29 protein-coding genes and 1 pseudogene are annotated in these 26420 nt (G+C 70.2%); 9 read left to right on the forward strand and 21 right to left on the reverse strand.

Annotation, left to right across the window (positions count from 1 at the left end; all coding sequences use genetic code 11):
* The first annotated feature begins 87 nt into the window (after positions 1–87).
* From QSK18_RS11530 to QSK18_RS11545, 4 genes are all read left to right on the forward strand, one after another.
* On the forward strand, positions 88–843 hold the full coding sequence (locus QSK18_RS11530; RefSeq protein ID WP_232815061.1) for an META domain-containing protein: 756 nt from the start codon (positions 88–90) through the stop codon (positions 841–843).
* Positions 844–1085: 242 nt separating this feature from the next.
* Positions 1086–1349, forward strand: a complete 264-nt coding sequence (locus QSK18_RS11535) for a hypothetical protein (RefSeq protein ID WP_285618672.1) — start codon at positions 1086–1088, stop codon at positions 1347–1349.
* A gap of 108 nt (positions 1350–1457) precedes the next feature.
* Positions 1458–2162 carry a type II CAAX endopeptidase family protein gene (locus QSK18_RS11540; RefSeq protein WP_285618995.1) on the forward strand — a complete coding sequence of 235 codons (705 nt, stop codon included), beginning with the start codon at positions 1458–1460 and terminating at the stop codon, positions 2160–2162.
* Positions 2163–2201: 39 nt separating this feature from the next.
* Positions 2202–3347: an FAD-dependent oxidoreductase gene (locus QSK18_RS11545; RefSeq protein ID WP_232815059.1), complete on the forward strand. Its 1146-nt coding sequence runs from the start codon at positions 2202–2204 to the stop codon at positions 3345–3347.
* 1 nt (position 3348) lies between these two features.
* Here the strand turns inward: QSK18_RS11545 and QSK18_RS11550 are convergent, their stop codons facing one another.
* Both QSK18_RS11550 and QSK18_RS11555 read right to left on the reverse strand, forming a co-directional pair.
* Entirely contained in the window at positions 3349–3777 is a 429-nt protein-coding gene (locus QSK18_RS11550; protein WP_232815058.1) for a transglycosylase SLT domain-containing protein, read from the reverse strand.
* Positions 3774–5015 (reverse strand): cytochrome P450, encoded by a 1242-nt coding sequence (locus QSK18_RS11555; RefSeq protein ID WP_285618676.1) that lies wholly within the window; start codon positions 5013–5015, stop codon positions 3774–3776. The genes QSK18_RS11550 and QSK18_RS11555 overlap by 4 nt, the downstream gene beginning before the upstream one ends.
* Positions 5016–5153: 138 nt before the next feature.
* On the opposite strand from QSK18_RS11555, the gene QSK18_RS11560 reads away from it, so the two are divergent.
* Positions 5154–6125: an NADPH:quinone oxidoreductase family protein gene (locus tag QSK18_RS11560; RefSeq protein WP_232815056.1), complete on the forward strand. Its 972-nt coding sequence runs from the start codon at positions 5154–5156 to the stop codon at positions 6123–6125.
* A 34-nt stretch (positions 6126–6159) separates the two neighbouring features.
* On the opposite strand, the gene QSK18_RS11565 is transcribed toward QSK18_RS11560, so the two are convergent.
* Both QSK18_RS11565 and QSK18_RS11570 read right to left on the reverse strand, forming a co-directional pair.
* Positions 6160–7119, reverse strand: a complete 960-nt coding sequence (locus QSK18_RS11565) for a threonine ammonia-lyase (protein ID WP_232815055.1) — start codon at positions 7117–7119, stop codon at positions 6160–6162.
* Between the two features lie 29 nt (positions 7120–7148).
* Entirely contained in the window at positions 7149–8600 is a 1452-nt protein-coding gene (locus tag QSK18_RS11570; RefSeq protein ID WP_285618679.1) for a DUF309 domain-containing protein, read from the reverse strand.
* A 57-nt stretch (positions 8601–8657) separates the two neighbouring features.
* Between QSK18_RS11570 and QSK18_RS11575 the strand changes: the two genes are divergently transcribed.
* On the forward strand, positions 8658–8912 hold the full coding sequence (locus QSK18_RS11575; protein WP_232815053.1) for a hypothetical protein: 255 nt from the start codon (positions 8658–8660) through the stop codon (positions 8910–8912).
* Between the two features lie 12 nt (positions 8913–8924).
* Here QSK18_RS11575 and QSK18_RS11580 read toward each other — a convergent pair whose 3' ends face one another.
* The 4 genes and pseudogenes from QSK18_RS11580 to QSK18_RS11590 all read right to left on the reverse strand — a co-directional run bounded on the left by QSK18_RS11580 (position 8925) and on the right by QSK18_RS11590 (position 12232).
* Complete coding sequence (locus QSK18_RS11580) at positions 8925–9506, reverse strand: histidine phosphatase family protein (RefSeq protein ID WP_285618682.1); 582 nt, start codon at positions 9504–9506, stop codon at positions 8925–8927.
* Between the two features lie 162 nt (positions 9507–9668).
* A pseudogene (locus QSK18_RS35920) lies at positions 9669–10013 on the reverse strand (GNAT family N-acetyltransferase); the annotation flags it as partial.
* A gap of 51 nt (positions 10014–10064) precedes the next feature.
* Positions 10065–11597, reverse strand: coding sequence for a GGDEF domain-containing protein (locus QSK18_RS11585; protein WP_285618685.1), 1533 nt, complete (start codon positions 11595–11597; stop codon positions 10065–10067).
* Between the two features lie 143 nt (positions 11598–11740).
* The gene (locus QSK18_RS11590; protein ID WP_285618688.1) at positions 11741–12232 is read right to left on the reverse strand and encodes a TetR/AcrR family transcriptional regulator; all 492 of its coding nucleotides are present in this window, start codon (positions 12230–12232) and stop codon (positions 11741–11743) included.
* A 109-nt stretch (positions 12233–12341) separates the two neighbouring features.
* On the opposite strand from QSK18_RS11590, the gene QSK18_RS35925 reads away from it, so the two are divergent.
* Positions 12342–12473 carry a CPBP family glutamic-type intramembrane protease gene (locus QSK18_RS35925; RefSeq protein WP_352396516.1) on the forward strand — a complete coding sequence of 44 codons (132 nt, stop codon included), beginning with the start codon at positions 12342–12344 and terminating at the stop codon, positions 12471–12473.
* Between the two features lie 15 nt (positions 12474–12488).
* Positions 12489–13136 carry a hypothetical protein gene (locus tag QSK18_RS11595; protein WP_285618690.1) on the forward strand — a complete coding sequence of 216 codons (648 nt, stop codon included), beginning with the start codon at positions 12489–12491 and terminating at the stop codon, positions 13134–13136.
* Positions 13137–13179: 43 nt separating this feature from the next.
* On the opposite strand, the gene QSK18_RS11600 is transcribed toward QSK18_RS11595, so the two are convergent.
* From QSK18_RS11600 to QSK18_RS11620, 5 genes are all read right to left on the reverse strand, one after another.
* Positions 13180–13548, reverse strand: coding sequence for a hypothetical protein (locus tag QSK18_RS11600; RefSeq protein ID WP_285618692.1), 369 nt, complete (start codon positions 13546–13548; stop codon positions 13180–13182).
* Positions 13549–13638: 90 nt separating this feature from the next.
* Positions 13639–14229, reverse strand: coding sequence for a TetR/AcrR family transcriptional regulator (locus QSK18_RS11605; protein WP_285618694.1), 591 nt, complete (start codon positions 14227–14229; stop codon positions 13639–13641).
* Positions 14226–14900, reverse strand: coding sequence for a DsbA family oxidoreductase (locus QSK18_RS11610; protein ID WP_285618696.1), 675 nt, complete (start codon positions 14898–14900; stop codon positions 14226–14228). Before QSK18_RS11610 ends, QSK18_RS11605 begins: the two co-directional genes overlap by 4 nt.
* Positions 14900–15031 carry a hypothetical protein gene (locus tag QSK18_RS11615; protein ID WP_285618698.1) on the reverse strand — a complete coding sequence of 44 codons (132 nt, stop codon included), beginning with the start codon at positions 15029–15031 and terminating at the stop codon, positions 14900–14902. The genes QSK18_RS11610 and QSK18_RS11615 overlap by 1 nt, the downstream gene beginning before the upstream one ends.
* Positions 15032–15084: 53 nt before the next feature.
* Positions 15085–16554, reverse strand: coding sequence for an MFS transporter (locus QSK18_RS11620; protein ID WP_285618700.1), 1470 nt, complete (start codon positions 16552–16554; stop codon positions 15085–15087).
* Between the two features lie 117 nt (positions 16555–16671).
* Between QSK18_RS11620 and QSK18_RS11625 the strand changes: the two genes are divergently transcribed.
* Entirely contained in the window at positions 16672–17163 is a 492-nt protein-coding gene (locus QSK18_RS11625) for a MarR family winged helix-turn-helix transcriptional regulator (protein WP_285618701.1), read from the forward strand.
* 6 nt (positions 17164–17169) lie between these two features.
* On the opposite strand, the gene QSK18_RS11630 is transcribed toward QSK18_RS11625, so the two are convergent.
* From QSK18_RS11630 to QSK18_RS11665, 8 genes are read right to left on the reverse strand one after another with little or no spacing between them, the layout of a single operon-like run.
* Positions 17170–17400 carry a hypothetical protein gene (locus QSK18_RS11630; protein ID WP_285618703.1) on the reverse strand — a complete coding sequence of 77 codons (231 nt, stop codon included), beginning with the start codon at positions 17398–17400 and terminating at the stop codon, positions 17170–17172.
* A gap of 11 nt (positions 17401–17411) precedes the next feature.
* The gene (locus tag QSK18_RS11635) at positions 17412–20117 is read right to left on the reverse strand and encodes a beta-L-arabinofuranosidase domain-containing protein (RefSeq protein ID WP_285618705.1); all 2706 of its coding nucleotides are present in this window, start codon (positions 20115–20117) and stop codon (positions 17412–17414) included.
* A complete protein-coding gene (locus tag QSK18_RS11640; protein WP_285618708.1) occupies positions 20114–21493 on the reverse strand; it encodes an aminopeptidase P family protein in 1380 nt (459 codons plus the stop codon). Before QSK18_RS11640 ends, QSK18_RS11635 begins: the two co-directional genes overlap by 4 nt.
* Positions 21490–22782, reverse strand: coding sequence for an alpha/beta fold hydrolase (locus tag QSK18_RS11645; RefSeq protein ID WP_285618710.1), 1293 nt, complete (start codon positions 22780–22782; stop codon positions 21490–21492). Before QSK18_RS11645 ends, QSK18_RS11640 begins: the two co-directional genes overlap by 4 nt.
* The gene (locus tag QSK18_RS11650; protein WP_285618712.1) at positions 22779–23618 is read right to left on the reverse strand and encodes an ATP-binding cassette domain-containing protein; all 840 of its coding nucleotides are present in this window, start codon (positions 23616–23618) and stop codon (positions 22779–22781) included. The genes QSK18_RS11645 and QSK18_RS11650 overlap by 4 nt, the downstream gene beginning before the upstream one ends.
* Positions 23615–24466, reverse strand: a complete 852-nt coding sequence (locus tag QSK18_RS11655) for an ABC transporter ATP-binding protein (RefSeq protein WP_232811073.1) — start codon at positions 24464–24466, stop codon at positions 23615–23617. Before QSK18_RS11655 ends, QSK18_RS11650 begins: the two co-directional genes overlap by 4 nt.
* Positions 24463–25452: an ABC transporter permease gene (locus QSK18_RS11660; RefSeq protein WP_285618717.1), complete on the reverse strand. Its 990-nt coding sequence runs from the start codon at positions 25450–25452 to the stop codon at positions 24463–24465. The genes QSK18_RS11655 and QSK18_RS11660 overlap by 4 nt, the downstream gene beginning before the upstream one ends.
* Entirely contained in the window at positions 25449–26420 is a 972-nt protein-coding gene (locus QSK18_RS11665) for an ABC transporter permease (protein WP_232811070.1), read from the reverse strand. Before QSK18_RS11665 ends, QSK18_RS11660 begins: the two co-directional genes overlap by 4 nt.

Raw genomic sequence — 26420 nt, forward strand, 5'->3', positions numbered from 1 at the left:
TCCTCGCCCCGTGGACGAACGGGGCCGAACCTCACTGGATCCGCCCAAGCCGACCCGGCGCGACTCGCGAACTGCTATCCCTTGCCCATGCCGTTCAGGAGGCTCTGGCCCTCGCTCGCCGCCGTTCTCGTTCTCGGTGCGTGCGCCGACGCACCCGCCGCCGCACCCCCGCCGCCCTCCCCGACGCCTTCGACCCCCTCGGCCATGCAACGGGCCATCGTCGGCACCTGGTCTCCAGCAGCGATCCCCGGCTTCACCCCCACCCGGAGCGACTCCTCGTTCCAGGACGCCGGCATCACGTTCACCGACGACGGGGCCTGGAAGGAGAGCGACGGGTGCAACAAGTCGACCGGGACCTACCGCATCGATCCCGAGGGCACCTTCACCTGGACCCCGCCGCGCGGCACCACCCGGATCGGCTGCGCCAATGTGCCGAACCTCAGGGTGCTGGAAGCCGCCGACTCGGCCCGCATCGAGGGCGGTGACCTGGTCTTCGAGAGCGGAACCGGACCGGAACGCACCACCCTCGGGCGCTATTACTGGACGAACTACGACCAGCGACGCCCGGCCGACCAGGGTGCCGACCTGCCCCGGACCGCCCTCGCGGACTGGCCCTGCAGCGCCAACGACACCCGACTCTATGCCGATCCGAAGGGAACCCGGCCGGACCTGACCGGTCAGTCGCTGAACGAACTGCGGCGGTTCCTGAAGCAGCACGGCAACGAGGTACGGGTGCTGGGCGAGGACGGGGACTGCCACGGAGCCCGTACCGACGATCTCAGCTACCTGCGCGTCAACGTGTTCGTCCGCGACAACGAGGTGGTCTGGGCCTCGGTCTTCTGAATCGTTACCGGCCGCCCGACCAGGGCTTCTCCACGCACCCAGGCCGCCGCAGTCGTCCGTTCGCGGGACTCCTCTTTCACATCCCTCGCGAAGGTGACAACATGTCTCTGTTCTGAGCGGCTGCCGACCCGGCCCAGAGGACATCCCCCGGAGCTGCCCGCCCGAGGGGCACAGCACAGCCGACCGTTGGCCACGACCACCTCGTCGACCAGGGGCCGCGCGTCATCGTTGGAGGCATTCGCTTGGCCGAGAGCCTGGAAGGCTGGGCCCCGCGCCGCCGTCCTCCGCTGCCGGAAGACCGCGACCGCAAGGTCATGCTCGGCCTCACGCTGGCCCTGATGGCCGCCACGGTCGTCGGCGTGGTCACGGCCATGCTGCTCCTGGCCGGCACCGACCGGCGCCAGCTGGACGGCCCGCTCGACCCGAGCAGCCAGATCTCCGCCTGCCACATCCAGTACCCGACCGACGAGGCCGCGGCCGACGCCTGCATCGCCAGCCTGCCCTGAATCGACCCTTAGTCTGCGCGCCCGCGGTGGCCGATTGTGGACAATCCCCCTAACTTCGGATTGTCCACCGGCTGAGCCGTAGCGCGAGAGGGTGCCCCGTTGACCGACGTGATCTCCCCCGAGACCCACGCCCCGAGCACTGCTCAGCCGCGCCCCGGCTGGCCCGAGATCGCGGTCGCAGCAGCAGCTTTCGTCGCCTGCCTGGGCCTGACCATCATCGCCGCCGGCCTCGTGCCGGACGAGCGCCCGGTCCAGCTCGGCCTCGTGGCCGTGGCCCTGTCGATCTTGCTCGGCCTGGGCCCCTTCGCCGCCGCCTACTTCCTGCGCATCCGTGACCTGGCCGTCTTCGGCGTGCGTCGGGTCCCGCGCCGGTGGCTGGGCATCGGCGTGGCCGCCGGGCTGGCCTGCTTCATGGCCAACATCGTGGTCGGGGTGCTCTACCGCACCGTCACCGGCGACGAGACGAACGCCCAGGAGGGCCTGCAGACCGCCACCGGCAGCAGCATCCCCGTCCTGCTGCTCATGCTCCTGCTCGGCGCCGTGGCCACCCCGGTCGCCGAGGAACTGCTGTGGCGCGGCGTCCTGGCCAACGCCCTGGCCCGCTACGGCCTGTGGATCTCGGTGATCGCCAGTTCCGCCCTGTTCGCCCTGGCCCACGGCGTCAACAACGTCCTGCCCGGCGCCTTCGTCATCGGCGCGGTCTGCGCCCTGCTCCTCCACCGCTCCGGCTCGATCTGGCCTGCGGTGATCGTGCACCTGGTGAACAACTTCCTCGCCCTGAGCATCGTCGGCCTGGTCGAACTGACCGCCTGAGATCGGCCAAGAGCCCTCGCCCTGGGTAGGCTGCGGGCCGTGGCCGGACAAAAGACGCAAGTTGTGATCGCCGGCGGTGGTATCGCCGGTACCGCTGCCGCCCTGGCCCTGCACCGGGCCGGCCTGGAGGTCGTGGTCTGCGAGGCGCATCCGCGCACCGCCGGTGACCTGGGCGCGTTCCTCACGCTGGCGAGCAACGGGATGCGGGCGCTGGGGCAGTTCGGGGCGGCCGAGGCGGTGAGCCGGGCCGGGTTCGACCTGACCTCGATGAGTGCGCTCGACGAGAACGGCACCGAACTGGTCAGCCGGCCGATGGGCGAGCACGAGGATCCCCTGACCCGGTTCCGGTGCCTGCGCTGGAGCGAACTCACGGCGGCGCTTCAGGCCGAGGTGGTGGCGCAGGGCATCGAGCTGCGGCACGGGGCCGCGCTGGTGTCGGCGCGGGAAGAGGCGGACGGGGTGACGGCCGAGCTGGCCGACGGCAGCACGGTCACGGCGCAGTTGCTGGTCGGGGCCGATGGGCTGAACTCCGGTGTGCGCCAGATGATCGACCCGGGCGCGGCCGGGCCCAGATATGCCGGACAGCGGGTCTTCTACGGCTACACCAAGGAATTCGTGCCGCCCAGCGTGCCGGGCCGGATCACGATGGTGCGGGGGCGGGCGGCGAACTTCGGTTACACGGTCTCGCCCGAGGGCCAGACTTACTGGTTCGCACGACAGACTGCGGACGCTCTCGAGCACGTCGGCACGGAACCGTCACCGCAGTTGCGGGCCGAGTTGGCGGAAGGGCTGCGGCAGGACCGCACGCCCGCCGCCGACATCGTCGCCGCCACCGGGGGCATCCTGGCCACGAACGCCCGCGACCTGCCTCAGGTCGAGAAATGGCACAGCGAGCGAATTCTGATCATTGGGGACGCGGCCCACGCGGCTTCTCCGGCCACCGGCCAGGGGGCTTCGATGGCCTTCGAGGACGCGGTGGTGCTGGCGAAGGCGTTGCGCGACAGCGAGAACCAGAGCGACGCCCTCAAGGAGTACGAGCAGCTGCGGCGGCCCCGCACGGAGTACAACATTGCCGCCAGCGCCGCCATGACCGGTGCTTCCGGCCCGCCGCCGAAGCTGCCGCCGGCCCCGTTCAGTGATGAGGACGTGGCCCGGCAGCTGGACTGGGAAACGCCGCTGCCCTGACCTACTCCTGCGCTGGAGGTGCCCCGGGCGACAGGCGATGGCCGTAGCCCGGGGTTCCACTCCACACGCCCAGCCCCTCCGGATACCCCTCGGCGACCGCAGCGGCCTGAGCGTCGGCACGAAATTTCCGGTAGCGCGCCGATTCTCCGCGGTGCGTGACCGTCCACGGCGAAACGTCGCGGCCCTGACGGGACACCTCGTAGGCGGCGCGGGCGTTCTCCGACGGATCATAGAGGTCATGCTCGGCCAGGTGCCGGTGGGCCTGGACGTTGATCTGCCAGAGCCCGCGCGAGTCTTCACCGCGCGGGTTGTGGGCGCCCGCCCGGCCCCCGGACTCGGCCAGGGCGATCGCCGTCATGGTGGTCGCCTGGTCGGGGGTGAATCCGGCCTGGACCGCGTGCTGGAAGATCTGCCGCGCCGAGAGTTTCATGAGCGCACCGGGATCCGCCGTAGGGCGCGGATGTTCTGGGTGGGCTGCCACTGTGGGCGTCCGGCCCGGCGCAGTTCCGGCCGCCGCTCGAACAGGGCCTGGATCGCGATCTCGGTCTCCAGCCGGGCCAGACCGGCGCCGATGCAGTAGTGCTCACCGCCCGAGAACGCCAGATGGGCCTTGCTGTTGGGGCGATCCAGCTGGAAAGTGTCGGCCTGCTCGAACACTTCCGGATCGCGGCAGCCCCCGGCCAGCAGCAGGAACACCTCGTGCCCGGCCCGTAGTTCCTGCCCAGCGATCTCGCAGTCCTGATGCACCCGCCGCGCCGTGAACTGCACCGGCGGCTCGTAGCGCAGCATCTCCTCGATCGCCCGGCCGAGGACCTCCCGGTCGGCCAGGGCAGCCCGGCGCAGCTCCGGATGGTCGACGAAACGTGAGGTCAGGTGACCCATGAGGCCAACCGACGTCTCAAATCCGGCGATCAGCAACACGCCCAGGGTGGCCTTGAAATCAAACCGGTTCAGCTGGCCCGGATCATCGGCCCGCTCGGAGAGCGAGGCCAGCAGCGACCCCTCCGGGGCCCGCCGGCGATCGGAGATCGCCTCGTCCAGATAGACGTTCAGGTCTTCCCACCCCGACTGAAGACGTCGTTGGCGGCGTGTGTTGGGCAGGCCGGCAGTGGTGGAGAGCGGCAGGATCTCGCCCATCGCAGCCAGCCGCCGCCAGTCCTCCAGAGGCAGGCCGGTGAGCCGGCAGATGATCCGCACCGCCAGCGGCACCGAGTAGTCCTGCACCACGTCGAACCGGGGCCGGCCGGCCAGCTCGTCGAGACGCTGGTGGGCCAGCCCGAGCAGGGCCTCACGGCGCTGCTGCAGCGCCTTGGCGGTGAACCAGGGGGTGACCATGCGACGCAGCCGTGGGTGGTCGGGCCGATTGCGCATCAGGAACGAGTCCTCCACCGGCCGCACCAGGCCCGAACTCAGTCGCGGCGGATCGGTCACCCCCAACTGCGGGGCGCGCACCGCCTGGGAGATGAACTCGTGCGAGGCGCTGATGTAAACCGGGGCCAGTGTGCTGCGTACCACTTGTCCGCGGCTGCGGATCGTGTCGTACAACGGGTATGGGTCACGCTGCGGGCGCCGGACAATGAGCTGTGCCAACGGTTCCCGGCGATAGGCCGCGTACCGGTACGCGCCGCGGATGTAGGCGACGAACGCCCGTTCGCGCACGCTGCTCACCCGACTTCCCTTACTTCGCTTCATACTTCCCCCGATTCCGTCCGGGCACAGCTGTGCACAGCCTGGTCCATCTGCCTACGGTAGGCCGCACCACGCCTCTCGAGCGAGGGCAGACCTGTTTCACGATGAGGAGGAACAGTGCGGGCAGCACGTATCACCAGCACAAACGGGCCGCGGTCGGTGCAGATCGACGAGATCGCCGAACCGGTGGCCGGGCCGGGTGAGATCCTGATCGACGTCGAGGCCGCCGGGGTCAACTTCCCCGACCTGCTGATGTCCCGGAACCTGTACCAGTACAAGCCCGAACTGCCCTTCGTGATGGGGGGCGAACTGGCCGGCACCGTGCGCGAGGCGCAGCCGGGCAGCGGCTTCGCACCGGGCGACCGGGTGGTCGCGGCCACCACCGTGGGCGCCTTCGCCCCGACCGTCGCCGCCCCGGCCGACCGGGTGCTCCACCTGCCGGCGTCGGTCGCCTTCACCGCCGGGGCCTGCCTGCCGCTGAACTACCTGACCATGGCCCACGGGCTGATCCGGCGCGGCGGTCTCAGCGAGGGCGAGACCGTGCTGGTGCACGGCGCGGCCGGGGGTATCGGCACGGCCACCCTGCAGCTGGCCCAGGCCTGGGGCGCACGGGTGATCTCGGTGGTCTCCACCCCCGAGAAGGCCGACTTCGTCAAGGCCCTGGGCTCCGACGAGGTGGTGCTGGCCGAGGGGTTCAAGGACGCGGTGCTGGAGCTGACGTCAGGAGCGGGGGCGGACCTGGTGGTCGACCCGGTCGGTGGTGACCGGTTCACCGATTCGCTGCGCTGCCTGGCCCCGCTGGGCCGGCTGCTGGTGCTGGGCTTCACCGCCGGCGACATCCCCACCGTCAAGGTGAACCGGCTGCTGCTGAACAACATCGACGTGCGCGGCGTCGGCTGGGGCGCCTACCTGCTCAAGCACCCCGAGATCTTCCAGGAGGACTGGGACCGGCTGGTGCCGCTGCTGGAGGCCGGCCGGATCGATCCGCCGGTGCACCGCACCTACGCCCTGAACGAGGTCGGCGCGGCCGTCGCCTCGCTGGAGGAGCGCGGCGTACTGGGCAAGGCGGTGGTTCTGCCCCGCACCTGATCCACCGGCGTCTGGTGACCGGTTCCCGGACCGGTCACCAGGCCCAGCCGCGGTAGGCCTCCAGCTCCACGTTGCTGCCGCAGACGATGGTGACCACGTGCCGTCCGGCGAAGCGCTCGCGGTCTTCCAGGACGGCGGCCAGGCCGAGTGCGGCCGAGGGCTCGACCACCAGCCCGGCGTGCTCCAGCAGCAACCGCATGCCCGCGACGATCGACTCCTCCTCCACCAGTACCGCGTCGTCGGCGACCAGCAGCAGGTCCTGCAGCACCTCGGGGATGGGGAAGCGCCCGGCCACCCCGTCGGCGATCGTCTCCATGGTCTCGGTGTTGACCACCTGTCGCCGGCGCCACGAGAGGGTCAGGGCCGGAGCGCCTTTCGGCTGGACGCAGACCACCTCGACGCCCGGGGCCAGGGTCCGCAGCACGTGCCCGATCCCGGTGGCCAGGGCCCCGCCGCCCAGCGCGATCAGCACGGTGTCGAAGCCCGAGGTGCTCTCGGCCAGTTCCAGGCCGATCGTGGCCGCGCCCTCGCAGGTGCTCAGGTCGAGGCTGTCCTCGACCAGCCGGACGCCGTCGCGCTGGGCCAGCACCACGGCCCGCTCGCGAGCCTGCTCGAAGTCGCCGTCGACCAGTTCCAGCGTGGCCCCCAGGGCACGCATCCGCTCGAGCTTGACCGGCGGCGCCTGTCGGCGGGCCACGACCTTCACGTCCAGCCCCCGTCGCCGCCCGGACCAGGCCAGGGCCTGCCCCAGGTTGCCCGCGCTGGCGCACACCAGAGCGCTGCCGCCGTTCGCGACCACTTCCTCGGTGACCAGCTCGGCTCCGCGGCCCTTGAAGCTGCGCACCGGATTGGCGGTTTCCAGCTTGATGCTGACCTTGCAGTCCATCACCGGTTCCAGCGGCTCACAGCGGTACAACGGGGTGTTGAGGAAGAGCGGATCGATCACCCTGCGGGCAGCGCGGATGCGGGCGGTGTCCAGGCGCGTCTTCTGCACCCGCAGCAGGTTAGGGCCTGCTCCGCAGGTCAGCCGCCTACTTCGGGGTACCGGGCAGGGCCGCCGGGCGCCTCCTCGCTCGGGCGCTCACCCTGAAGTCGCGGCAGACTCGCCGTCAGGTCGCGCGGTTCGCGGATCCGGCCGCACCAGGCCAGCAGCCCGTCCACGTCCACGGCGTGCGGGCGGCTCCCCGCGTAGCCGCCCAAGTGCTGCTGGGCGCGCTGCAACAGCGTGGTCGCACCGGCCTGGTTGCCACGGTGCGCGTGCGTGATCGCCACACACAACTGCGCCAGCCCCTTCCACAGGTCCCGCTCTTGCGCCGGCGCGGCCTTCCAGGCTGCCTCCAGCACCTCGTGAGCCGAGAACGCCCGCCCCTGCCCCAGCAGGGTCTGGGCAAAGGCCAGGGCTTCCGGCGGCGGCAGCGGCTCTTCCGAGACCGGCTCCACACCGTCGGGGTGCCCGTACGGCAGCGGCCGCCCCAGAGCGTCGCGCGGCCGGCTCTGCTGAGGACGGCCCTCAGGGGTACGGTCGCGCCTGCGGACACTGCCTTCCTGGAGCGTTTCCCAACGGGCGAACTCGGCAACCACCGAGACTGCCGATGCTTCCGCCTTCAGCAGTCCTACCCCCTGCCCGGCGTCCAGACAGGCCACGTCGTAGTCGAGCGCCGCACTGGCCCGCCGGTACCGCTCGGCCACCCCGTCGTTGATGGCGAGTTCGTCCTCCCGGCCCACCCACTCGTCGTGGAAACCGTTACGCAGCGCGCGCTCCCCGAACTCGGCCGGCCAGCCGGAGCGCGCCGCCACGTCGAAGACCCGCGTGTACACGGTGTCGGCCCCGCTGGCCTGCCCCAGCCGAACCCGGGCGGCCGCCGGGGTGTCGGACTCCTCGCAGGTCAGGAATGCCGTCCCCGCCCAGGCCCCGGCCGCCCCGGCAGCCAGAACGGCGGCCAGCCCTCGTGCACCGGCAATCGCGCCCGCCGCCAGCACCGGCACGTCACCGGCGACGTCCAGCACGTCTTGCAGCAGCGGCAGCGTGCCCATCGCGTCCCGCCCGTGGCCGCCGCCTTCGCGCCCCCGGGCGACGAGAACGTCTACCCCGGCCGCCAAGGCCGCCCGCGCCTCATCGGCCGTGGCCACCGTGGTCGCCAGCGGCAGCCCGGCCGCGTGCACCCGCTCGACCCAGCGCGCGTAGTTGCCGTAACTCACCGACACCAGCGCGGGCCCGGCCTCCAGCGCGGCATCCATCTGCTGAGGACGGCTCTCCAGCACCCAAGCCTGCAGACCAAACCCGAAGACCCCGGTCGCTGCCTCCGCAGCCTGGCGGGTGACCCATTCCGGCGAGTGCCGGGCCCCTACCCCGACCATGCCCAGCGCCCCGGCCGCTGACACCGCCGTGGCCAGCCGCCCGCTCGCGACCCCGGCCATGGGCGCGCACACCACCGGCACCCTGACTCCGAACCGCTGCGTCAACCAGGTCTGCATCCGCTCGTCCTCCTCTGAGTGCTTGCCCCCGCACCGCCCGGGCCTGAGGCTGGCCTCATGCCCGCAACCGATCCTTCCAGTCCCGTCCAGCCCGTCCAGCCCGACCAGCCCGATCTGATGCAGGCACTGCGCCGCTGGGAAGAGGCTGGCGGCACGTGGCAGGTGGCCGCCCGCACCAGCGGGTCGGTCACCGTGGCCCTGCTGCGCTGCGACGGCGGCGAAGAAGTCGACCGCCTCAGTTCTCACGACCCGCAGGCGGTGCAGGCGCTGGCGGGGCGCACCGGAAGCGAGGAGGGACCGCTGGTCAGCTGAAGGAACCGCCCGTCACAACCGCTGCCAGCCCTGCGCAACCTGCCGGGTCACGCTGTCGAAGCTGTACCAGCTGCCCTGCCCGGGCTGGTCGAAGCGCCGCGAGATGGCCACGCCGCGCAGAGCGCACTGCAGCAGAGTGCCCACCCCGCCGTGCGTGGCCATCACCACGCTGCCGCGGTCGCTCGCCCCGACCGCCGGCCGCGCCAGCTCCAGCACCCGGTCCACGGCCCGCACGATGCGCCGCTGCGCGTCGAGCGCCGTCTCCCATCCCTGCACGCTGCGCTCAGGTTCGGCGAAGAAAGCATCGGCCAGCGCCTCGAACTCCTGCGGCGGCACGAAACCGGTTGCACTGCGGTCATTCTCCCCCAGCTCGGCATCGACGTGCACGCGACACCCACTGGCCTCGGCCAACGCCTGCGCGGTCTGCAGCGCCTTCCGTTCCGCGCTGGAGGCCACGAAGCCGGCCGATCGCGCCCACGGCATGGCCAGCAGTCGCTGCAACCGCTCCTGCCCGGCCGCCGACAACTGCCACTGCGGCACCGGAACGAGCGGATCGACCTGGACCTCGGGATGGGAGACCACGTACACGATCATCCGGGCAGCATCCCAGAGCCGGATCCCCCGCCGCCGAGGGGCAGGAAGAACAACTCCTCGTCGTCGTCGTTCACCTCGTTCATCGACGTGAACCCGTACCGCAGACAGAAACCCCGTGGAGAGCCCCGGCCCGGGACCCACCGAGGTCAGAAGGATCTCGGCCCCGGGGCGGGTGCGCAGGTAGGCCACGACCAGGTCGAGAGCTGCGGTGCCGTACCCGCGCCGCTGGTGACGCTCATCGATCAGGAACCGCCACAGGTAGTACGGGCTGTACCGGGGGGGCGGAACCTGGAGTCTTCCGGTACGCCGTCCTTGAGCAGCACGAACCCCACGGGCTCGGCCTGCGCACAGACGGCGCGGAACCAGGGCCTGGCCGAGGGCTTCCGCCGCAGCCTCGGTCAGAGAGTTCCTGACTCCATCGACGAACTGCTCCTGCCCAGGCGCGAGGCGCAGCGCCTCCACCGCGGGACGGTTGCCAGGAGTGATCTCGCGCAGCTCGACTGTCACTGCGACAGTCCACCAAGGACGAGTTCGCGACGCCTTGCATTAGCTCCAGCGCTACGTCACCGGTTCGGTGGCCGCCGCGGCGCCCGGCTGAACCTTCGGCGCAGGCGCCTCGCCTGAGCGGGGGCCGGGTGGATCGGCCACGCGCACCTGGTCACGTCCACCGGCCTTGGCGGCATACAGCGCAGCGTCGGCCCGGGCGAACACTTCCCCGGCCGACTCCAGGCCGTCCCAGCCCGACACGCCCGCCGAAAAGGTTTGCCCGGCGGGGGTGGTCGGGCGCAGGGAATCGATCAGCGTGGCCGCCGCGGGCAGGTCGTGGCCCAGTAGGAGCACCACGAACTCCTCACCGCCCCAGCGACCGAGCATCACCGAGCGGTCGGGCCCGGCGCCCGCCCCGACGGCGTCCAGGTGGGCCTTCCACGCTGCGGACGCGGCCACCAGCAGGCTGTCACCGGCCTGGTGGCCGAAGGTGTCGTTGAAGGACTTGAAGCGGTCGAGGTCGAGCACGGCCACGCACAGCGGTGAGCCCTCGGCGCGGGCGCGGGTCTGCAGGCGCTCCAGTTCGGCGTCGCTGGTGCGGCGGTTCGGCAGGTTGGTCAGGGCGTCGGTGCGGGCCAGGTCGGCCAGCCTGGACGCCTGCTCGTCCAAGCGCCGCAGGAGGCCGGACATGCGCCAGACCACCAGCAGGAACAGGACGACCGAGGACAGGCCGACGGCCCAGGCCTCCACCCGTAACCCCAGAGCCAGTTGCAGCAGCAGGGTGCCGGGGGCCACCAGACTTGCCAGAGTCAGGGCGAGCAGGCGGCCGCGGGTGAACTGAGGGTCCGTCTCGCCGCTGCCGATATCGGTGAGGCGACGCATGGAGGGGTGCAGGGCCGCGGTGGAAAAGCACACGTAGCTCAGTAGCCAGGGCAGCGTGATCAGGCCGCCGGTGTAGGTCTCGGTCATCGACGTGTACTGGTAGGCGCAGTCGGCGACGAGCAGCAGCGCGTTGCCCGCCACCAGCCAGCGGAACGCAGGGGTGCGTGAGCCCGTGGTGGTGAGCAGGCGCACCAGCAGGGCCAGCATCAGCAGGTCGCCGAGCGGGTAGGCGGCGGCCAGCACCCGTTCGGTGGCCGACTCGCCGGCCGACTCCAGACCGGGCCGCATCAGCAGCACCCAGCTGACCAGCACCGAGCCGACGGTGAAGATGGCCGCGTCGGTGAAACCCTCGCGGTCGCCCTCACCGCGCCGGGCCCGCACGAAGCACCAGAAACCGGCGGCGATGACCATGTAGCTGATCAGGTACAGCGCATCGGCGGGAGAGGGGAACGGCGAGATGTGCAGGATCCAGTTGTAGACCGCCCAGAGCACGTCGGCCGCCGCCCAGACCACGATCCCGGCGGTGACCACCCACCAGCCGAGCGAGGCGGGCGGACGGTGCCGGCGGATGCCGACCACCATCATCGCCACGCACCCGAAACTGATGAACGTGTAGAGCACGTCGTGCCAGAGCCCGGCGGGCATCAGGGTGCACACGACGGACAACGAGACGCCGACAGCCAGGTGCAGTCGGATCAGCGCATCGACGCGGGCACGGCTCACCCAGGTTGTTTCGACTCGGGGGCTGCCCCGACTGAACTCTCGCCACCCGTTCGGCGGGCGGAGGCGGCCGGGGCGCGCAGACCGTCGAGCAGGAACCGCAACCGTCGCCGGTAGTCGTCCCGGGACTGTCCCCGTTGCTGATCTCAACCCCGCACCACCAGGCAACGTTCCAGGATCAGGTGCCCCAGATCGTCCTCAGTCAGATCCGACCGGACCACCCCGGCGACCTGGGCGTCGGCCAGCAACCGCACCGCCAGCTCCTGGGCCCGCTCGCACAGCCCGGTCAGCGGCTCGGAGTCGGGCAGGGCCCGCATCAGCACGTCGTTCACGGCCGGCTCGTCGAACTGCAACAGCCAGATGCCTTCCAGGTACTGCTCGAACCGCTGCAGCGGATCGTCCAGCTCGTTCACCGCCGCCACGATGGCCTGCATCCGCTCGGCCACCAGCTCGTCCACCACCGCATCGATCAGGCCGCGGCGGCTGCCGAAACGGTGGTAGATCGTGCCCTTGCTGACCCCGGCAGCCTTGGCCACCTCTTCCAGCGGGATGGTCGCCGGCCGGGCCTTCACCTTCGCCTTCGCGGCCGGGGTCTCCTTGCTCGGCGGCTGTGACGAGGTCGTGGAGTCCTGATCCACCCGCCGCTCAACTCGGCAATCTCAGCCAGCAGCACCTCGATCCGCTCAGCATTCACCGCGGCCAGCTCAGCGATCACCTGCGCCTGCACTCACAGGTCTTCCCGGCGGCTTGAACGGCGCAATAGGCGCTACCGTTCTGGGCTTGCTCCTGGGCAGGCTGTACACAACAACTAAGTCACTGATTCTGCCCGTGTACGTGCACGTAGTCGTAGATACGGCAATTCTTTTGAACATACGGTAGTGATACTGTTTCAGGATGAATCCCTCGCAATTAGAAGCTCGTCTCAATGCCGCCGCCGACGGTACCTGGGCGGAGATGGTGGGCACTGACTGGGAATTTTATGCACGGATCTTGCATCCGGCCCACGACACGTTGCACGGGGACCGAACCGTCAGCTGGCAGTCCATCGCCGACACAAGAAATATTCGTACAATTTCCGACAGGTCGTGGTTCGAGGTGAGCGGCACAAGACTGCACCAGGGCGAAAAGGGTGAGCAGTGGGATGCCGAGCCCACAGTCGGGGCGAGTGGGAATTCGATTATCCCGGACTTGATGACAACTCTGCGGAAGATCGAAGGCTCGAAAGCTTACCTTGGCGAATTCGATGGAGCCGAATCGAGCGACGAACAGCGAGCAACTGAAGCTCCCAACATTCTTGTTTCTCATCGCCGGTACTTTATTTCCGAGATGACACTGGAACAACTTGATCAGACCGTGCAGAACGAAGATCGCTGGGGCTTTTCATACGTCTTCTGGGCCAGTTCCGGAGACTGGTGCATCAACGCAGACATCGATCTTCCGAGCACAATAATCGGTTGTACTAGTTCCGTCGGCAACTTACTGCTGGCGAATGACCGGCTGGAAGTGGTTCGGATATCCCCCGATCACCCGGTGAGGGCGTGAACGGACAGCAGGTGAAGCGGCTTCATCAGCGATCGGCTGCAGTTCATGCTCCGAGATTGAACTCTGCACACGTTCTTTGGCGGACCACACGCATCCTACGTAGCTGATTAGGTACAGCGCGTCGGCCGGGGACGGAAAACTGCGAGATGTGCAGGATCCAGTTGAAGACCGCCCAGAGCACGTCGGCCGAGGCCCAGCCCACGACGCCGGTGGTGACCACCCACCAACCGAGCGCGGCCGCGGGCCGGTGACGGCGGATGCCGACCACCGTCACCACCACGTAGCCGAAGCTGATGAACGTGTAGAGCACGTCGTGCCACAGCCCGGCGGGCAGGAGGGTGCACCCCACGGACAGCGTGACCCCCACGCCCAGGTGGATCCGGATCAGCGCCTCGACGCGAGCTGGAATCACGTTCGTTGGTTCGACGCCCCGACGGCTCTGGCTGAGCCGGCAACACCCGGTTTGGACGGGCCTGGGCACACAAGGCGTACCGGGGGCGGTCTAGTTGGCGGCCGAAGCCCGCAGACCGTCGAGCAGGAACCGCAGGCGCCGCCGGTAGTCGTCCCGGGACTGCCCCGGTTGCTGATCGCAACCCCGCACCACCAGGCAACGTTCCAGGATCAGGTGCCCCAGATCGTCCTCAGTCAGATCCGGCCGGACCACCCCGGCGACCTGGGCGTCGGCCAGCAACCGCACCGCCAGCTCCTGGGCCCGCTCGCACAGCCCGGTCAGCGGCTCGGAGTCGGGCAGGGCCCGCATCAGCACGTCGTTCACGGCCGGCTCGTCGAACTGCAGCAGCCAGATGCCCTCCAGGTACTGCTCGAACCGCTGCAGCGGATCGTCCAGCTCGCTCACCGCCGCCACGATGGCCTGCATCCGCTCGGCCACCAGCTCGTCCACCACCGCGTCGATCAGGCCGCGGCGGCTGCCGAAACGGTGGTAGATCGTGCCCTTGCTGACCCCGGCGGCCTTGGCCACCTCTTCCAGCGGGATGGTGAGGCCGCCCGAGCGGAACACGTCGAGAGCAGCGCGCCGGATGCCCTCGACGTTGCGCCGGGCATCGGCGCGCTGCTTACGGGCGGCCTCGCTCACGCCGGGGAGCCGGCCCGGTCCTGCGTGGACAGCTCCAGCGCCCGCCGGAACAGTTCCACCGGCTGGGCCCCGGAGACGGCGCGCTTGCCGTCGAACACGAAGAACGGCACCCCGCTGATGCCCAGCTGCCGGGCCTGGGCGATGTCGGCCTCGAACTCGGCCTCGAAGTCGTTGCCGGCCAGGGTCTTGGCGGCGGCGGCCCGTTCCAGCCCCACCTCGGCGGCCAGGTCGGCCAGCACGCCGTGGTCGGACACGTCCAGGCCCTCGGTGAACTCGGCGCGGAACAGCCGCAGCACCATCTCGTGCTCGCGGTCGGCGGTCTTGGCGAAGTGGATCAGACGGTGCGCGTCGCGGGTGTTGGCCACCAGCGCGTCGTCGAACCGGAAGTCCAGGCCGGCCTCGGCGCCGCGGGCGCTGAGGTGCTCGTGCGAGGCCTCGATCTGGGCCTTCGACAGGTTGACCTTGCCGGCCAGGTAGTCGGCGGTCTTCATCGGCCCGGTGGCGCCGGGGTGCAGCTGGAAGCTGTGGTAGCGGACCTCGACCCGGCCCGGGTGCTCGTCGATGGCCTGCTTCAGCACCGCGTCGCCCAGGTAGCAGAACGGGCAGACGACGTCGCTCCAGACATCGATCACGATCGGGTCGGCCGCAGGGCCGAACGCGTTACCGGCCATCAGTTGCACACCCCGTCCGCGTCGCAGACGCCGGCGTTCTCGTCCGACTCCAGCATGGTCAGCACCGCAGCGAAGGGCTGCGCCAGGGGCACGACCGGCTCGCCCGGGGGCAAAGAAGAACTTGACTCCATGGTCAAGAAGATTCGCTCAACTTGACCATGGAGTCAAGAACTGTCACCCGGTCTCAGCGCGAGGCCTCGACCAGCGACTCGTCCGTCCCCGTGGTCAGGGTGACGCTCTCCGACCGGCCCGCGCGGGCGGCCGGGATGGTGGCGGCCACCAGCGCCGACAGCAGAGCGACGGCGCCACCGATGATCAGGGCCACCCGGAAGCCGTCCTCGGAGGCCAGCTCGACCGGCCCGAACGAGGTGGTCATCTGGGCCAGGACCACTCCGATGACGGCCGAGCCGATCGTGGTGCCGAGCGAGCGCATCAGGGTGTTGAACCCGTTCGCGGCCGCCGTCTCGGACTGCGGCACGGCCCGCATGATCAGCGCCGGCATGGAGCCGTAGGCGAAGGCGACCCCGGTGCTGATGATCAGCCCGGCGATCATCAGGCCCAGGGCCGAGCCCATCAGGAACAGCGAGACGCCGTAGCCGACGGCCAGGATGGTCGCGCCGAGCACCAGGGCGGTCTTCGGGCCGCGGGCGTCGATCAGCTTCCCGCCGATCGGCGAGACCACCATCATCACGATGCCGGCCGGGGCCATCCACAGACCGGCGGCGAGCATCGACTGGCCCAGGCCGTAGCCGGTGGCCTCGGGCAGCTGCAGCAGCTGCGGGAAGACCAGCATCTGGGCGTACATGCCGATCCCGATGAAGACCGAGGCGATGTTGGTCAGCAGCACCCGGGGCTTGGCGGTGGTGCGCAGGTCGACCAGCGGCTCGGTGGTCCGGGTCTCGTACAGGCCCCAGGCCAGCAGGACCACCACGGCCGCGCAGATCAGGCCGATCGTGGTGCCGGAGGCCCAGCCCCAGTCGGCGCCCTTGGAGATGCCCAGCAGCAGGCAGACCAGGCCGACGGCCAGGCCGAGGGCGCCCAGGTAGTCGAAGCGCTGCCCCTTGGCACCGGGCGGGGTGGCCGGGATGAAGGTCCAGACCAGCACCAGGATGACCGTGGCCAGGAAGGCGGCGCCCCAGAACAGCACCCGCCAGTTCGCGTACTGGGCGACCGCGGCGGAGATCGGCAGGCCGAGGCCGCCACCGATCCCCATCGAGGCGCTGACCAGGGCGATCGAGCCGCTGAGCTTCTCCGCCGGGATCACGTCGCGCAGCAGGGCGATGCCGAGCGGGATCATGCCCATGCCCATGCCCTGCAGGCCGCGCCCGACGATCATCGGGATCAGCGAGCCGGCCAGGGCGCAGACCACGGAGCCCGCGATCAGGGGTACGCAGCAGGCCAGCAGCATCAGCCGCTTGCCCACGAGGTCACCCAGCCGGCCGGCGATCGGCACGCAGACGCCGGCCACGAGCAGGGTGACGGTGATGACCCAGGCGGAGTTGGAGGCGCTGGTGTCGAGGATCTGCGGCAGCTCGGCGATGAGCGGCGTGACCAGGGTCTGCATGATCGCGGCGGTGGTGCCGGCGAAGGCCAGCGTGGCCACCACGGCGCCGGTCCGGGCCGACGGTGACGCGGAGGTCTGAGGGGTGCTCAAGCCGAACTCCCAGTGAGGACGAGGATCAGGTGTGCAGAGCGCACCGGAGATGTATAGCGCAACCAATGTGCATCATGCACAATCGAGGTGGCAAGCCGGTTACGCCCGGATGACACAATGATCGTCCGGGTCCCCCGGTCCGGCGAGGAGGAGCAGGTGCGGCGTTCAGCGGCGGTCGAGTACGAGCAGATGCTCCTGGCCCGCCATTCCCTGGCCTCCTACAACCGGGCGCACCGACTCGACCGCAGCGCCTACATCCTGCTCAGCCTGGTGCGGGTGAACGGGCCGATGTCGATCGGTGAGCTCAGCGAGGTGCTCGGCCTGGACGCCTCCACCCTCAACCGGCAGACCGCCGCCGCCATGCGCGCCGGCCTGCTCGAGCGCATCCCCGACCCCGAGGGCGGCATCGCCCGCAAGTTCGCCGTCACCGAGAACGGCGCCGAGGCCCTCGACCTGCAGCGGGACGCGTTCCTGACCAGCCTGGACAAGCTCATGGCGGACTGGTCGGACGAGGACATCGCCGGCTTCGCGAACTACCTGCGGCGGTTCAACACCGACATCGAGCGCCTGGCCGGGCGCACCTGGCCCCGCCCCGAGACCCAGGCCTGAGGTGCCTCAGTCAGCCCGGTCAGCCAGGTACCCGGTCCGCGGGTCGATCTCGGCCAGGAACGCCCGGATGCTCTCCTCGTGCTCCGGCCGCGTCGGCACCGAGTCCTCGGCCCCGGCCAGGCGGAAGCCGTACTCGGGGTCGGGCCCGTTGACCCAGGCGTAGTTCCACACCCCTCGGGCGACCTCGAGCACCTCGAACACCTGGCCGTCCACCTCGAGCCGCACCGCTTCCCTCATGGCCGGGAACGTTAGCCCAGGGCCGGCAGCTGCACCGACTGCACGGCCGTACGGTTGCCCGCCCGGTCGGTGGCGGTGAACTCCAGCGTCTGCGGCTCCTCGCGCAGCGCCCGGGTGAACGGCTCCTGGTACACGCCCCAGAACGTCTCGGCCGTGCGCCACTGGATCCGGTCCAGGTCCGAGACCTCGTCCTTGGCGTCGAGGGTCACCTCGACACTGCTGGACCCGAGCGAACGGACGCGTGCGGTCGGGGTGGGAGGGGTGGTGTCCACGTCGATCTCGCGAACGGCGTGCACGGTGCGGCCACTCGTGTCGGTGGCGCGGGCCCGCACCCGGTAGCGGCCGTCGGCGGCCAAGGTCACCGGTTCCGAGGCCGGTCGCCACTTCTCGCCGGTGGCGATCTCGACCGACGTGATGCCCGGGCCAGGTGAGACCACACTGACCGAGCACGTCGGAGGGCTGGTGTACCAGCCCGAAGGAGCCCTCTCCCCCTGCACGTCCACCCGGATCACCGGTGCGGCGTGCTCGGCCCCCACATCCTCGGGCAGTTCCCAGACCACCACGTCTTCCACCGGTTCCGAGGATCGGAACACCTGGAAACCGGGCCCGGAGTCCTCCGGGCGTTCGCTCCAGGTGCGGTTGGCGGGCAGGTCCCAGTCGGTGGTCCCGCGGCGCGGGTGGCTTGGGTCGTCGAGGGTGCTGGCGGCCGCCGAATTGAGGACGTCGGTGGTCTCGGATCGGCTCAGGAGCCCGGACTTCGCTGCTTGGAGGGCATTGTGGTGAACCGCAGACAGGAAGTCCCGGACCGTTGCGAATCCGCCGCCGGACCAGAGACCGGTCAGGAACGACCAGCCGTCCTGGTCCTTCCGGTCGGGCACCCCACTGTCGCTGCCCCGGAAGGCGATCCGGTCGTCCTCGATCCGCACATACAGGTGGTAGCGGTGATCCCCACCCGACCAGGCGGGCTCGAACGTGTGCCCGAGCGCCCGGACCAGGTCGCCGTCCCTCTCGAAGTCGCTCAGCGAACCGTCGAGACGACGATGGGCCGCCGGGGCCACCAGGCGAGTGGTCGTCGCCTCGTCGCGAGCCAGCAGCACCGTCGGGCCCAGTTCCAGACTGGCCAAGGTGGGGTCGTCGGGAGTGGGCACCAGGCGCAGCGGCAGCGGGATCTCGAGCTCGACGGCGTCACCGGGCCCGAACTCGCGGCTCAAGCTGACGAATCCGACGTGCGGTGAGGCGGTTTCCACCGGCTCACCGTTGACGGTCAGACGCTCGGACCCACGCGCCCAGGGCGGGATGCGCAGATGAACCGTGCGGGCACCGGCCAGGTCGAAGACCAGACGCACCCGCCCTTCTCGCGGATAGCGGGTCTGGAGCGTGACCGTGCCGTCGGCCCACTTCAGCTGCGATGGAATGTACTGCAGCACCCAGAGCTCGTCGAACCCGGCGAAGAACACCGATTCCTGGTGTTTCACATGACTTTCCAGGCCGGTCCCGCCGCAGCACGTGCCCACGTTGCCGTACTCGCGCACCGCTCCCGGATCGACCGGGTACATGTACACGACCTCGGGTTCGACGTCGGAGCTGACGTCGGCCCGCGAGCCCACCACGTGGTTGAGCCCGGCCCGCTCGGCGTAGTCGGGGTACCGCACGTCGAGGGTGTGCCCGAACAGACCCCGGCCGATCTTGAGAAGGTTGTAGGTGGCACAGGTCTCGGCATTGCGGCGGCCGACGAACCGGGCCACCGCACCGGCCGGGCCCCACAGCTCGCCCTCACCGGTGCCGCCATGGGCGAAGGTGCGCCCGGGCACGATCTGCTCCCACAGGTTCAGCACCGCGTCGAGGTAGCGGCGCTCACCGGTGGCCTCGTACTGGCCCAGATGCCCGACCAGCATGGGCAGGTGCTGATTGGCGTGCATGCCGTCGAGGATGTCCCGTCCGGCCGCGGCATCATCCAGCAGACCGTCCATCTCGAACGTGGAAGCTGCCTCCAGGAAAATCTTCTCGCCGGTCAGCCGGTACAGGGCCACCATGCTCTCGTTCATCCCGCCGTACTCACCGGCGATGTAGAGCGACCACATGCGCTGCAACTGCTCACGATCGACGCGCAGCATCCGGGCCGCCGTCCAGTGACCCATCGCCGTCACCACATCGAGGGCCTGCTGCGAACCGGTGTGCTCGTGGGCGTCGAGCAGCCCGGCCATGATCTTGTGGGTGGTGTACCAGGGCGCCCAGATCTCCCCGTACGGCGCCAGGTGCTCCAGCCGGTCGAACTGCCATTCACCGTAGGCGGCCAGGAACCCCGGGTGGGTGAACCGGCCGGTGGCCGCGAGCGCCGCCTGGACCTCGGCCAGGCCGGCGACCATCTCGTCGGACTTGTCGCGGAAGACCTGCTCGCCGGTCGAGGCGTAGGCCAGGGCCAGCATCGACAGGAAGTGCCCGGCGTAGTGCCCCCGCAGCAGACTGGCCGTGGGCGCCACGCCCGCCCCCGGATAGTCCGCACCCGACCAGGGCTGCTCGTCCGGATGCCCGAAGTCCTCCCAGTTACCCGGCGGCTGAGCACCTTTGGTGTCCAGGCCGGCATTGGCCCGGAACACGGCCAGTGCCCGGTCGACCGGGAACACGCGGGCCAGGTGCAGCATCTGCTCCTGGGCCCGTGACTGCACTCCTTCCAGCAGGGTGACTTCGCTGAGCGGGAACGGCCGGGCGAGGGTCAACGGTTCTCCTGGGTCTTTTCCTGGGTCCAGCGCTCGAGTCCGGCGGCGTCGATCGGCAGGGCGCCGGAGAGCACCTCGTGGCCTTCGGCGGTGTCGGTGATCAGCAGGTCGTCCTCGATCCGCACGCCGATACCGCGCAGCTCGGGCGGCACGGTCTCGTCGTGGGCGTGGAAGTACAGGCCGGGCTCGACCGTCATCACCATCCCGGCCTGCATGGTCGCCTCGACGTACTGCTCGGCGGGCGAGTGGCCGCAGTCGTGCACGTCCAGGCCCAGGTGGTGGCCGATGCCGCAGACGATGTAGCGGCGGTGCTGCTGCCCCTGCGGGGCCAGCGCCTCGTCGACCGAGACCGGCAGCAGACCCCAGTCGTGCAGCCCCTGAGCCAGCACCTCCAGCGAGGCGTAGTGGAAGTCGGAGTAGTGATTGCCCGGGCGTACCTGGGCCATCCCGGCCCGGTGCGAGGCCTCGACCAGATCGTGCACCCGGCGCTGGGTCTCGGTGAAGGCACCGCCCACCGGCAGGGTGCGGGTGACGTCGGCGGTGTACAGCGAGCGCGCCTCCACCCCCATGTCGAGCAGCAGCGTCTCACCGGGAAGGATCGGGCCGTCGCAGCGCACCCAGTGCAGGATCGGCGCGTGCGGGCCGGAACCGACGATGGTGGCGTAGCCCGGGCCGTTGCCGAAGGTGCGGGCATGCCGGTCGAAGGTCCCCTGGAGCCAGCGCTCGCCCAGGTTCTCGGCCGAGGCGCGGGGGATCTCGGCGGCCACGGCGGCGAAACCGCCGACGGTGGCGTCGATCGCCTCCCGCAGCTGGGCGATCTCCCAGTCGTCCTTGATCATGCGGAGATTGGAGACGATCGGGGCCAGGTTCTCGGCGGGTGCGGGCGGGGTGAGACCGGCGACCGGTCGCACGGGCAGGTCGAGGGCGGCCGACCAGGCTTCGAGGCCGGCCGAGGGACCGACCCAGAGTTCGCCGTGGGTGGCACTGGCGTAGAAGTCCTTCTCCCCCGGGCCGGCCGGCGGAGGGATGTAAAGGACCGACTCGTGCCCGCCTTCACGAGGAGTCATCACCAGCACCGCGCCTTCGGTCTGGGACGAGGTGGCCCAGACGAAGTCGCTGTCGGCGCGGAAAGCGTAGTCGGCGTCGCCGTTACGGTTCGGGGCGCGCCCGGCCGCCAGGACGATGGTCTGGCCGGGCAGGGCTTCGCTGAGCCGGGCCCGGTGGGCGGCGGCGGCGCGGGCGGCGGCCTGGTCGACCGGCGCGGCGACCTGGCGGGTGCCCCAGCCCTGGGCGATCCAGCCCTGGAAGCCGGTGCTCACCTCACCCAGGCGCGGCGGGCGGGTACCGGCCCAGCGCGGACGCTGATTCTCGTTCATCGAAGCTCTCCTCCTCGGTCCCGCACCATTTCGCGCAACCGGCTGAACGTGCGTCCACTGCCGATGCCGTCGTGCTCGAACTCGTTCGTCACCCAGGCCTGGGCGTTGCCCAGCCGGCTGAGCGTGTCCCGCTGCAGCCCCTCGTCCACGAAGACGTCGTCGTGGTAGACCGCTGCCGCCAGCGGCACCTCGTTCGCAGCCAGCCGCTCCAGGTCGTAGAGCGGCGACCAGACCTCCTGCTCGGCCAGCGCGGCCATCGCCGGGGCGAACGGCCGCAGCACCGTGAACTCCTCGAACATCCACGGAAAGGCCATTTCGGAAGTGAACAACAGAGGACGCTGGTGCTCACCGAACTCGGGACGACGGTCGCGTTCGCGCTGGGCGGACCACCGGAACGGGCCGTTCCCCTCGTGCCCGTAGATCGACTCCTGCAGCGTCCAGAACAGCGGGTTGCCCGCGGTGGACGACTTGACCAGCACCTGCTCCAGGAAGCCGTCGGTGAGCCGGCCGTCGGGGCGCAGCGCTTCGGAGACCAGCCAGTGCAGCCGCAGATGCCCGGGCCCGAAACCCAGGTCTCCGCCGAGCGACTGGAAACGGCGCACCGAAAGCGGCGAACCGTCCGGCAGGCGCACGTCCTGGCCGGCGAGCAGGTCGGCGATGCGGGCCACCGTGTCCACGTCCTGCGGGTAGCGGCGGTAGAAGTCGGCCGTCTTGGCGGCCGCCCGGGTGAAGGTGCGCCGGTAGACCTCGTCCGGATCGGGCGGGGTGCCCGGAATGCCCCCGCACACGTAGCAGGCGGTGAGCGCTTCGGGTGCGAAAGACAAATAGGTGAGGGTGATCCAGCCACCGAAGCTCTGCGCGAGAGTGGCCCACCGACGTCCTTCGTAGGCCGTTGTGCGCACGTGTTCCAGATCGCGCACGATCGAGTCGGCGCGGAAGTTCAGCAGGTAGTCCGCGGCTGCCCGACCGTCGGGGAAGGCCTCGATCACTCCACCATCGACCGGTGAGCTGCCACCCGTCCCTCGTTGGTCCACCATGACCACGCGGTAGTGCGGCAGCGCCTCGCTCAGCCAGCCGCCCAGCGGGGCCGGACGGGGGTTGGAGCCACCCGGCCCGCCCTGGAGAAACGTGAGCAGCGGCAGCTTCTCGTCGTGCCGCCGGTCCGGGTCGGCCAGTTCACGGACGAAGACCTCGATCGTCTCGCCGTCCGGTTCGGACCAGTTCAGTGGCACTTCGATGCGGAACTCCCGCACCCAGGCGCCCGGGACGGCGTATTCGACAACGTTCATACGTTCACCTTGCCAGCGTTGCGCCGCCGGGCGGCTTCCCACTCCGGGCGGATCCGCGGGACCGCGGCGAGCAGTTTGCGCGTGTACTCGTGCTGCGGCCGGTCGAACACCTCGTCCCGCTCACCTGTCTCGACCACCCGACCGGCCGTCATGACCGCCACCCGGGTGGCGATCTGCCGCACCACGGCCAGGTCGTGCGCGATGAACAGGCAGCCGAAGCCCTCTTCGCGCTGCAGCTCGCGCAGCAGGTTGATGATCGCCGCCTGGACCGACACGTCCAGGGCCGAGACCGCCTCGTCGCAGACCAGCACCCGCGGGCCGACGGCCAGGGCGCGGGCGATGCCGATGCGCTGGGCCTGGCCCCCGGAGAACTGGGCGGGATAGCGGTCGACGTGGTCGGGGTTGAGGCCGACGCGTTCCATCAGCCCCCGCGCCACCGCGCGGGCGCCGCCGGGCATGGGCCGCTTCTGGTAGCGCAGCGGCGCGGTGATGATCCGCTCGACCGTGTGGCGGGGGTTGAGCGAGGAGAACGGGTCCTGGAAGACCACCTGCACCTGCCGGCGGACCTCTATCAGGTCAGCCCCCTGCAGCGCGGTGATGTCCTGGCCGTCCAGGTGCACCGTGCCGGAGGTGACGTCGATCAGCCGGGCGGCCAGACGGGCGGTGGTGGACTTGCCCGAGCCGGACTCCCCCACCAGGGCCAGGGTCTGCCCGGCCTGGAGCTCGAACGAGACCTTCTCCACGGCGGTGAACTTCCTGGCCGGGGTGAACAGCCCGGCCGTGCCGGCCACCGGGAACTCCTTGACCAGGTCGGTCGCCTCGAGCAGCGGGCTCATCGTTTGCCTCCGGTGGTGCTGCCCAGTTCGGTGGTGCGGCCCAGTCCGGTGGTCCGCAGCTCCCCGATCGAGTCGTCGATCCGCGGCACGGCGTCGAGCAGGGCCTGGGTGTAGGCGTGCTGCGGGTCGGAGAAGATCTGCTCGGCGGTGCCGGTCTCCACCACCCGGCCGTGCCGCATCACGATCAGGTCGTCGGCCACCTCACTGACCACGGCCAGGTCGTGGGTGATCAGGATCAGCGCGGCCCCGGTCTCCCGCTGCACCTCGGCCAGCAGCTCGAGGATCTGCGCCTGCACGGTCACGTCGAGGGCGGTGGTCGGCTCGTCGGCGATGATCAGTTCCGGGTCGGTGCTGAGCGCCATCGCGATCATCACCCGCTGGCGCATACCGCCGGAGAACTGGTGCGGATAGTCGTCCACCCGCCGGCCGGCCTCGCGGATGTGCACCCGTTCCATCGCCTCGATCGCCGCCTGGCGGGCGGCCCTGCGGCCGACCCCGGAGCGGTGCGAGCGGTAGGCCTCGGCAATCTGCGTGCCGACCGTGTAGTACGGGTTCAGCGACGACAGCGGGTCCTGGAACACCATGGCGATCCGGTCGCCGCGCACTGCCCGCATCTGCCGCTCGGACAGGGTGGTGAGCCCGGTGCCGTCGAAGTCGATGCTGCCCTCTCGCCGGGCCCCCTTCGGCAGCAGGCCCATGATCGCCAGGCTGGTCATCGACTTACCCGAGCCGCTCTCGCCAACGATGCCCAGGGTGCCGCCGCGCGGGACGGTGAAGTCGATCCCGTCGACCACCCGGGTGTCGCCGAACGAGACGGTCAGGCCGTTCGCCCGCAGAAGGTCGCTCATGCTGGTGCCCCCACTCTCACCCGGGGGTCGATCGCCGAGTACAGCAGATCGACCACCACGTTGCCGACCACCACGAAGAACGCCGCCAGCAGGGTCACGCCCATGATCACCGGCTGGTCGTTCTTGGTGATCGAGTCGGCCGCGAGCTTGCCCACCCCGTTGATGCCGAACACCGTCTCGGTGATCAGCGCGCCGCCCAGCAGCCCGGCGAAGTCCATGCCGGCGATGGTGACGATCGGGGTCAGGGCCGGGCGCAGGGCGTGCCGGCGCCAGACCAGGTCCGGCCGCAGACCCTTGGCCCGGGCGGTGCGCACGAAGTTCTCGTTCAGGGTGTCGATCACGTTGGCCCGGGTGAGCCGGGTGTAGCTCGCCGCGTAGCCGATGGCCAGGACCGACCAGGGCAGGACGAAGTTCAGGAACCACTGCACCGGGTCGTCGGCGAACGGCACGGCCTGCGGGAAGGGCAGCCACTGCAGCCAGACCACGAACACGTACTGCAGGGCCAGGGCGAGCACGTAGTTGGGCACCGACATGCCACCGAGAGTCAGCCCGGCGATGAACTTGTCGGCGAACCGGCCCTCCTGCACGGCGCTGAACAGGCCACCGATCACGCCCATCAGCAGCCACAGCACGGCCGCCCCGACCGCCACCACCGCGGTGACCGGCAGCCGCTGTACGATCATGTCGGTGACCAGCTGGGAGGTCTGGAACGAGTAGCCCAGGCAGGGGGCGGCGCACTCGATCCCGCCGCCGTAGGTGCGCCCGGCCACCAGCCCGCTCAGGAAGTTCCAGAACTGGGTCACGAACGGGTCGGTCAGGCCGAGGTTCTCGCGGATCTGGTCGATCCGCTCGGGGGTGCAGTTCTTGCCGCAGATCTGCACCGCCGGGTCGGGCGAGAGCAGGAAGAACACCATGTAGGTGAACAGGCAGACGCCGAACAGCACGAGAAGCATCCCGGCCAGGCGGTTCACCACGAAGCGGGTCACGAGCGGCCTCCCTTCGCCGACGGGTCGACGGCGGCCCGCACCCGGTCGCCCAGCACCATGAACGACAGGACGAGCAGGGCCAGGCAGGTGCCCGGCACCAGGAAGTACATGGGCACCACCGAGTACCAGGTCACCGAACTGGCGATCATCTGCCCCCAGGACGGGGTGGGCGGGACCACACCGACGCCGAGGAACGACAGGCCGGCCTCGGTGCCGATGTAGCCGGGCACCGCCAGGGTCACCATGACCACGATGGTCGAGCGCAGGTTGGGCAGGATCTCGGTGAACACCACGGTGCGCCGGGAGGCCCCGGAAGCCACTGCGGCCTCGACGAACTCGCGCTGCTTGAGGGACATGGTCTGCCCCCGCACGATCCGGGCCAGGTAGGGCCAGCCGAACACCGAGATCACCACCACCAGCAGGTACTGCCGGTTGTCGGCGGGGATGGCCGAGAGCACCGCGATCATGAAGATCAGCGCCGGGAAGGCCATCAGGAACTCCATCACCCGGGAGATCACCATGTCGGTGCGGCCGCCGAAGTAGCCGGCCAGGAGACCGAAGACCACCCCGAGGACGCTGGTGAGCAGGGTTGCGCTCAGGGCGATGACCATGGAGGCGCGGGCCCCGTAGACGATCCGGGCGAAGATGTCCCGTCCGCTGCCGGGTTCCACGCCGAGCCAGTGCTCGCCGGAGACGCCGCCCCAGCCGCCCAGCGGGATGCCGCCCATGTTCGGGTCGATCGCGCTCTGGTCGAACTCGTACGGGCCCCACCCGCTGACCTTGACGATCAGCGGGGCGAACACCGCCATCAGCACGACCAGGCCGATGTAGCCCAGGCAGGCCGCCGCGGCCCAGTCGTGCAGCAGGGTCCGGAGCACCCTCCAGCGGGGCTCCGGGGTGGTGCCGACGGTCTCGCCCTCGCCCGGGGAGTCCGCCGGCACCTGAAGACCGGTCGTCGGGATGGTCAT

The organism is Kineosporia sp. NBRC 101677 (genome assembly GCF_030269265.1).
In the GTDB taxonomy this organism is placed as follows: domain Bacteria; phylum Actinomycetota; class Actinomycetes; order Actinomycetales; family Kineosporiaceae; genus Kineosporia; species Kineosporia rhizophila.

What these genes read in the sequence shown, in the direction of transcription:
- QSK18_RS11530 (WP_232815061.1), top strand. Translation starts at nt 88, where the DNA reads ATGCCGTTCAGGAGGCTCTGGCCCTCGCTCGCCGCCGTTCTCGTTCTC.
- QSK18_RS11550 (WP_232815058.1), bottom strand. Translation starts at nt 3,777, where the DNA reads ATGAAACTCTCGGCGCGGCAGATCTTCCAGCACGCGGTCCAGGCCGGA.
- QSK18_RS11570 (WP_285618679.1), bottom strand. Translation starts at nt 8,600, where the DNA reads ATGCAGACCTGGTTGACGCAGCGGTTCGGAGTCAGGGTGCCGGTGGTG.
- QSK18_RS11575 (WP_232815053.1), top strand. Translation starts at nt 8,658, where the DNA reads ATGCCCGCAACCGATCCTTCCAGTCCCGTCCAGCCCGTCCAGCCCGAC.
- QSK18_RS11580 (WP_285618682.1), bottom strand. Translation starts at nt 9,506, where the DNA reads ATGATCGTGTACGTGGTCTCCCATCCCGAGGTCCAGGTCGATCCGCTC.
- QSK18_RS11595 (WP_285618690.1), top strand. Translation starts at nt 12,489, where the DNA reads ATGAATCCCTCGCAATTAGAAGCTCGTCTCAATGCCGCCGCCGACGGT.
- QSK18_RS11610 (WP_285618696.1), bottom strand. Translation starts at nt 14,900, where the DNA reads ATGGCCGGTAACGCGTTCGGCCCTGCGGCCGACCCGATCGTGATCGAT.
- QSK18_RS11615 (WP_285618698.1), bottom strand. Translation starts at nt 15,031, where the DNA reads ATGGAGTCAAGTTCTTCTTTGCCCCCGGGCGAGCCGGTCGTGCCCCTG.
- QSK18_RS11625 (WP_285618701.1), top strand. Translation starts at nt 16,672, where the DNA reads ATGATCGTCCGGGTCCCCCGGTCCGGCGAGGAGGAGCAGGTGCGGCGT.
- QSK18_RS11630 (WP_285618703.1), bottom strand. Translation starts at nt 17,400, where the DNA reads ATGAGGGAAGCGGTGCGGCTCGAGGTGGACGGCCAGGTGTTCGAGGTG.
- QSK18_RS11640 (WP_285618708.1), bottom strand. Translation starts at nt 21,493, where the DNA reads ATGAACGAGAATCAGCGTCCGCGCTGGGCCGGTACCCGCCCGCCGCGC.
- QSK18_RS11645 (WP_285618710.1), bottom strand. Translation starts at nt 22,782, where the DNA reads ATGAACGTTGTCGAATACGCCGTCCCGGGCGCCTGGGTGCGGGAGTTC.
- QSK18_RS11650 (WP_285618712.1), bottom strand. Translation starts at nt 23,618, where the DNA reads ATGAGCCCGCTGCTCGAGGCGACCGACCTGGTCAAGGAGTTCCCGGTG.
- QSK18_RS11655 (WP_232811073.1), bottom strand. Translation starts at nt 24,466, where the DNA reads ATGAGCGACCTTCTGCGGGCGAACGGCCTGACCGTCTCGTTCGGCGAC.
- QSK18_RS11665 (WP_232811070.1), bottom strand. Translation starts at nt 26,420, where the DNA reads ATGACCATCCCGACGACCGGTCTTCAGGTGCCGGCGGACTCCCCGGGC.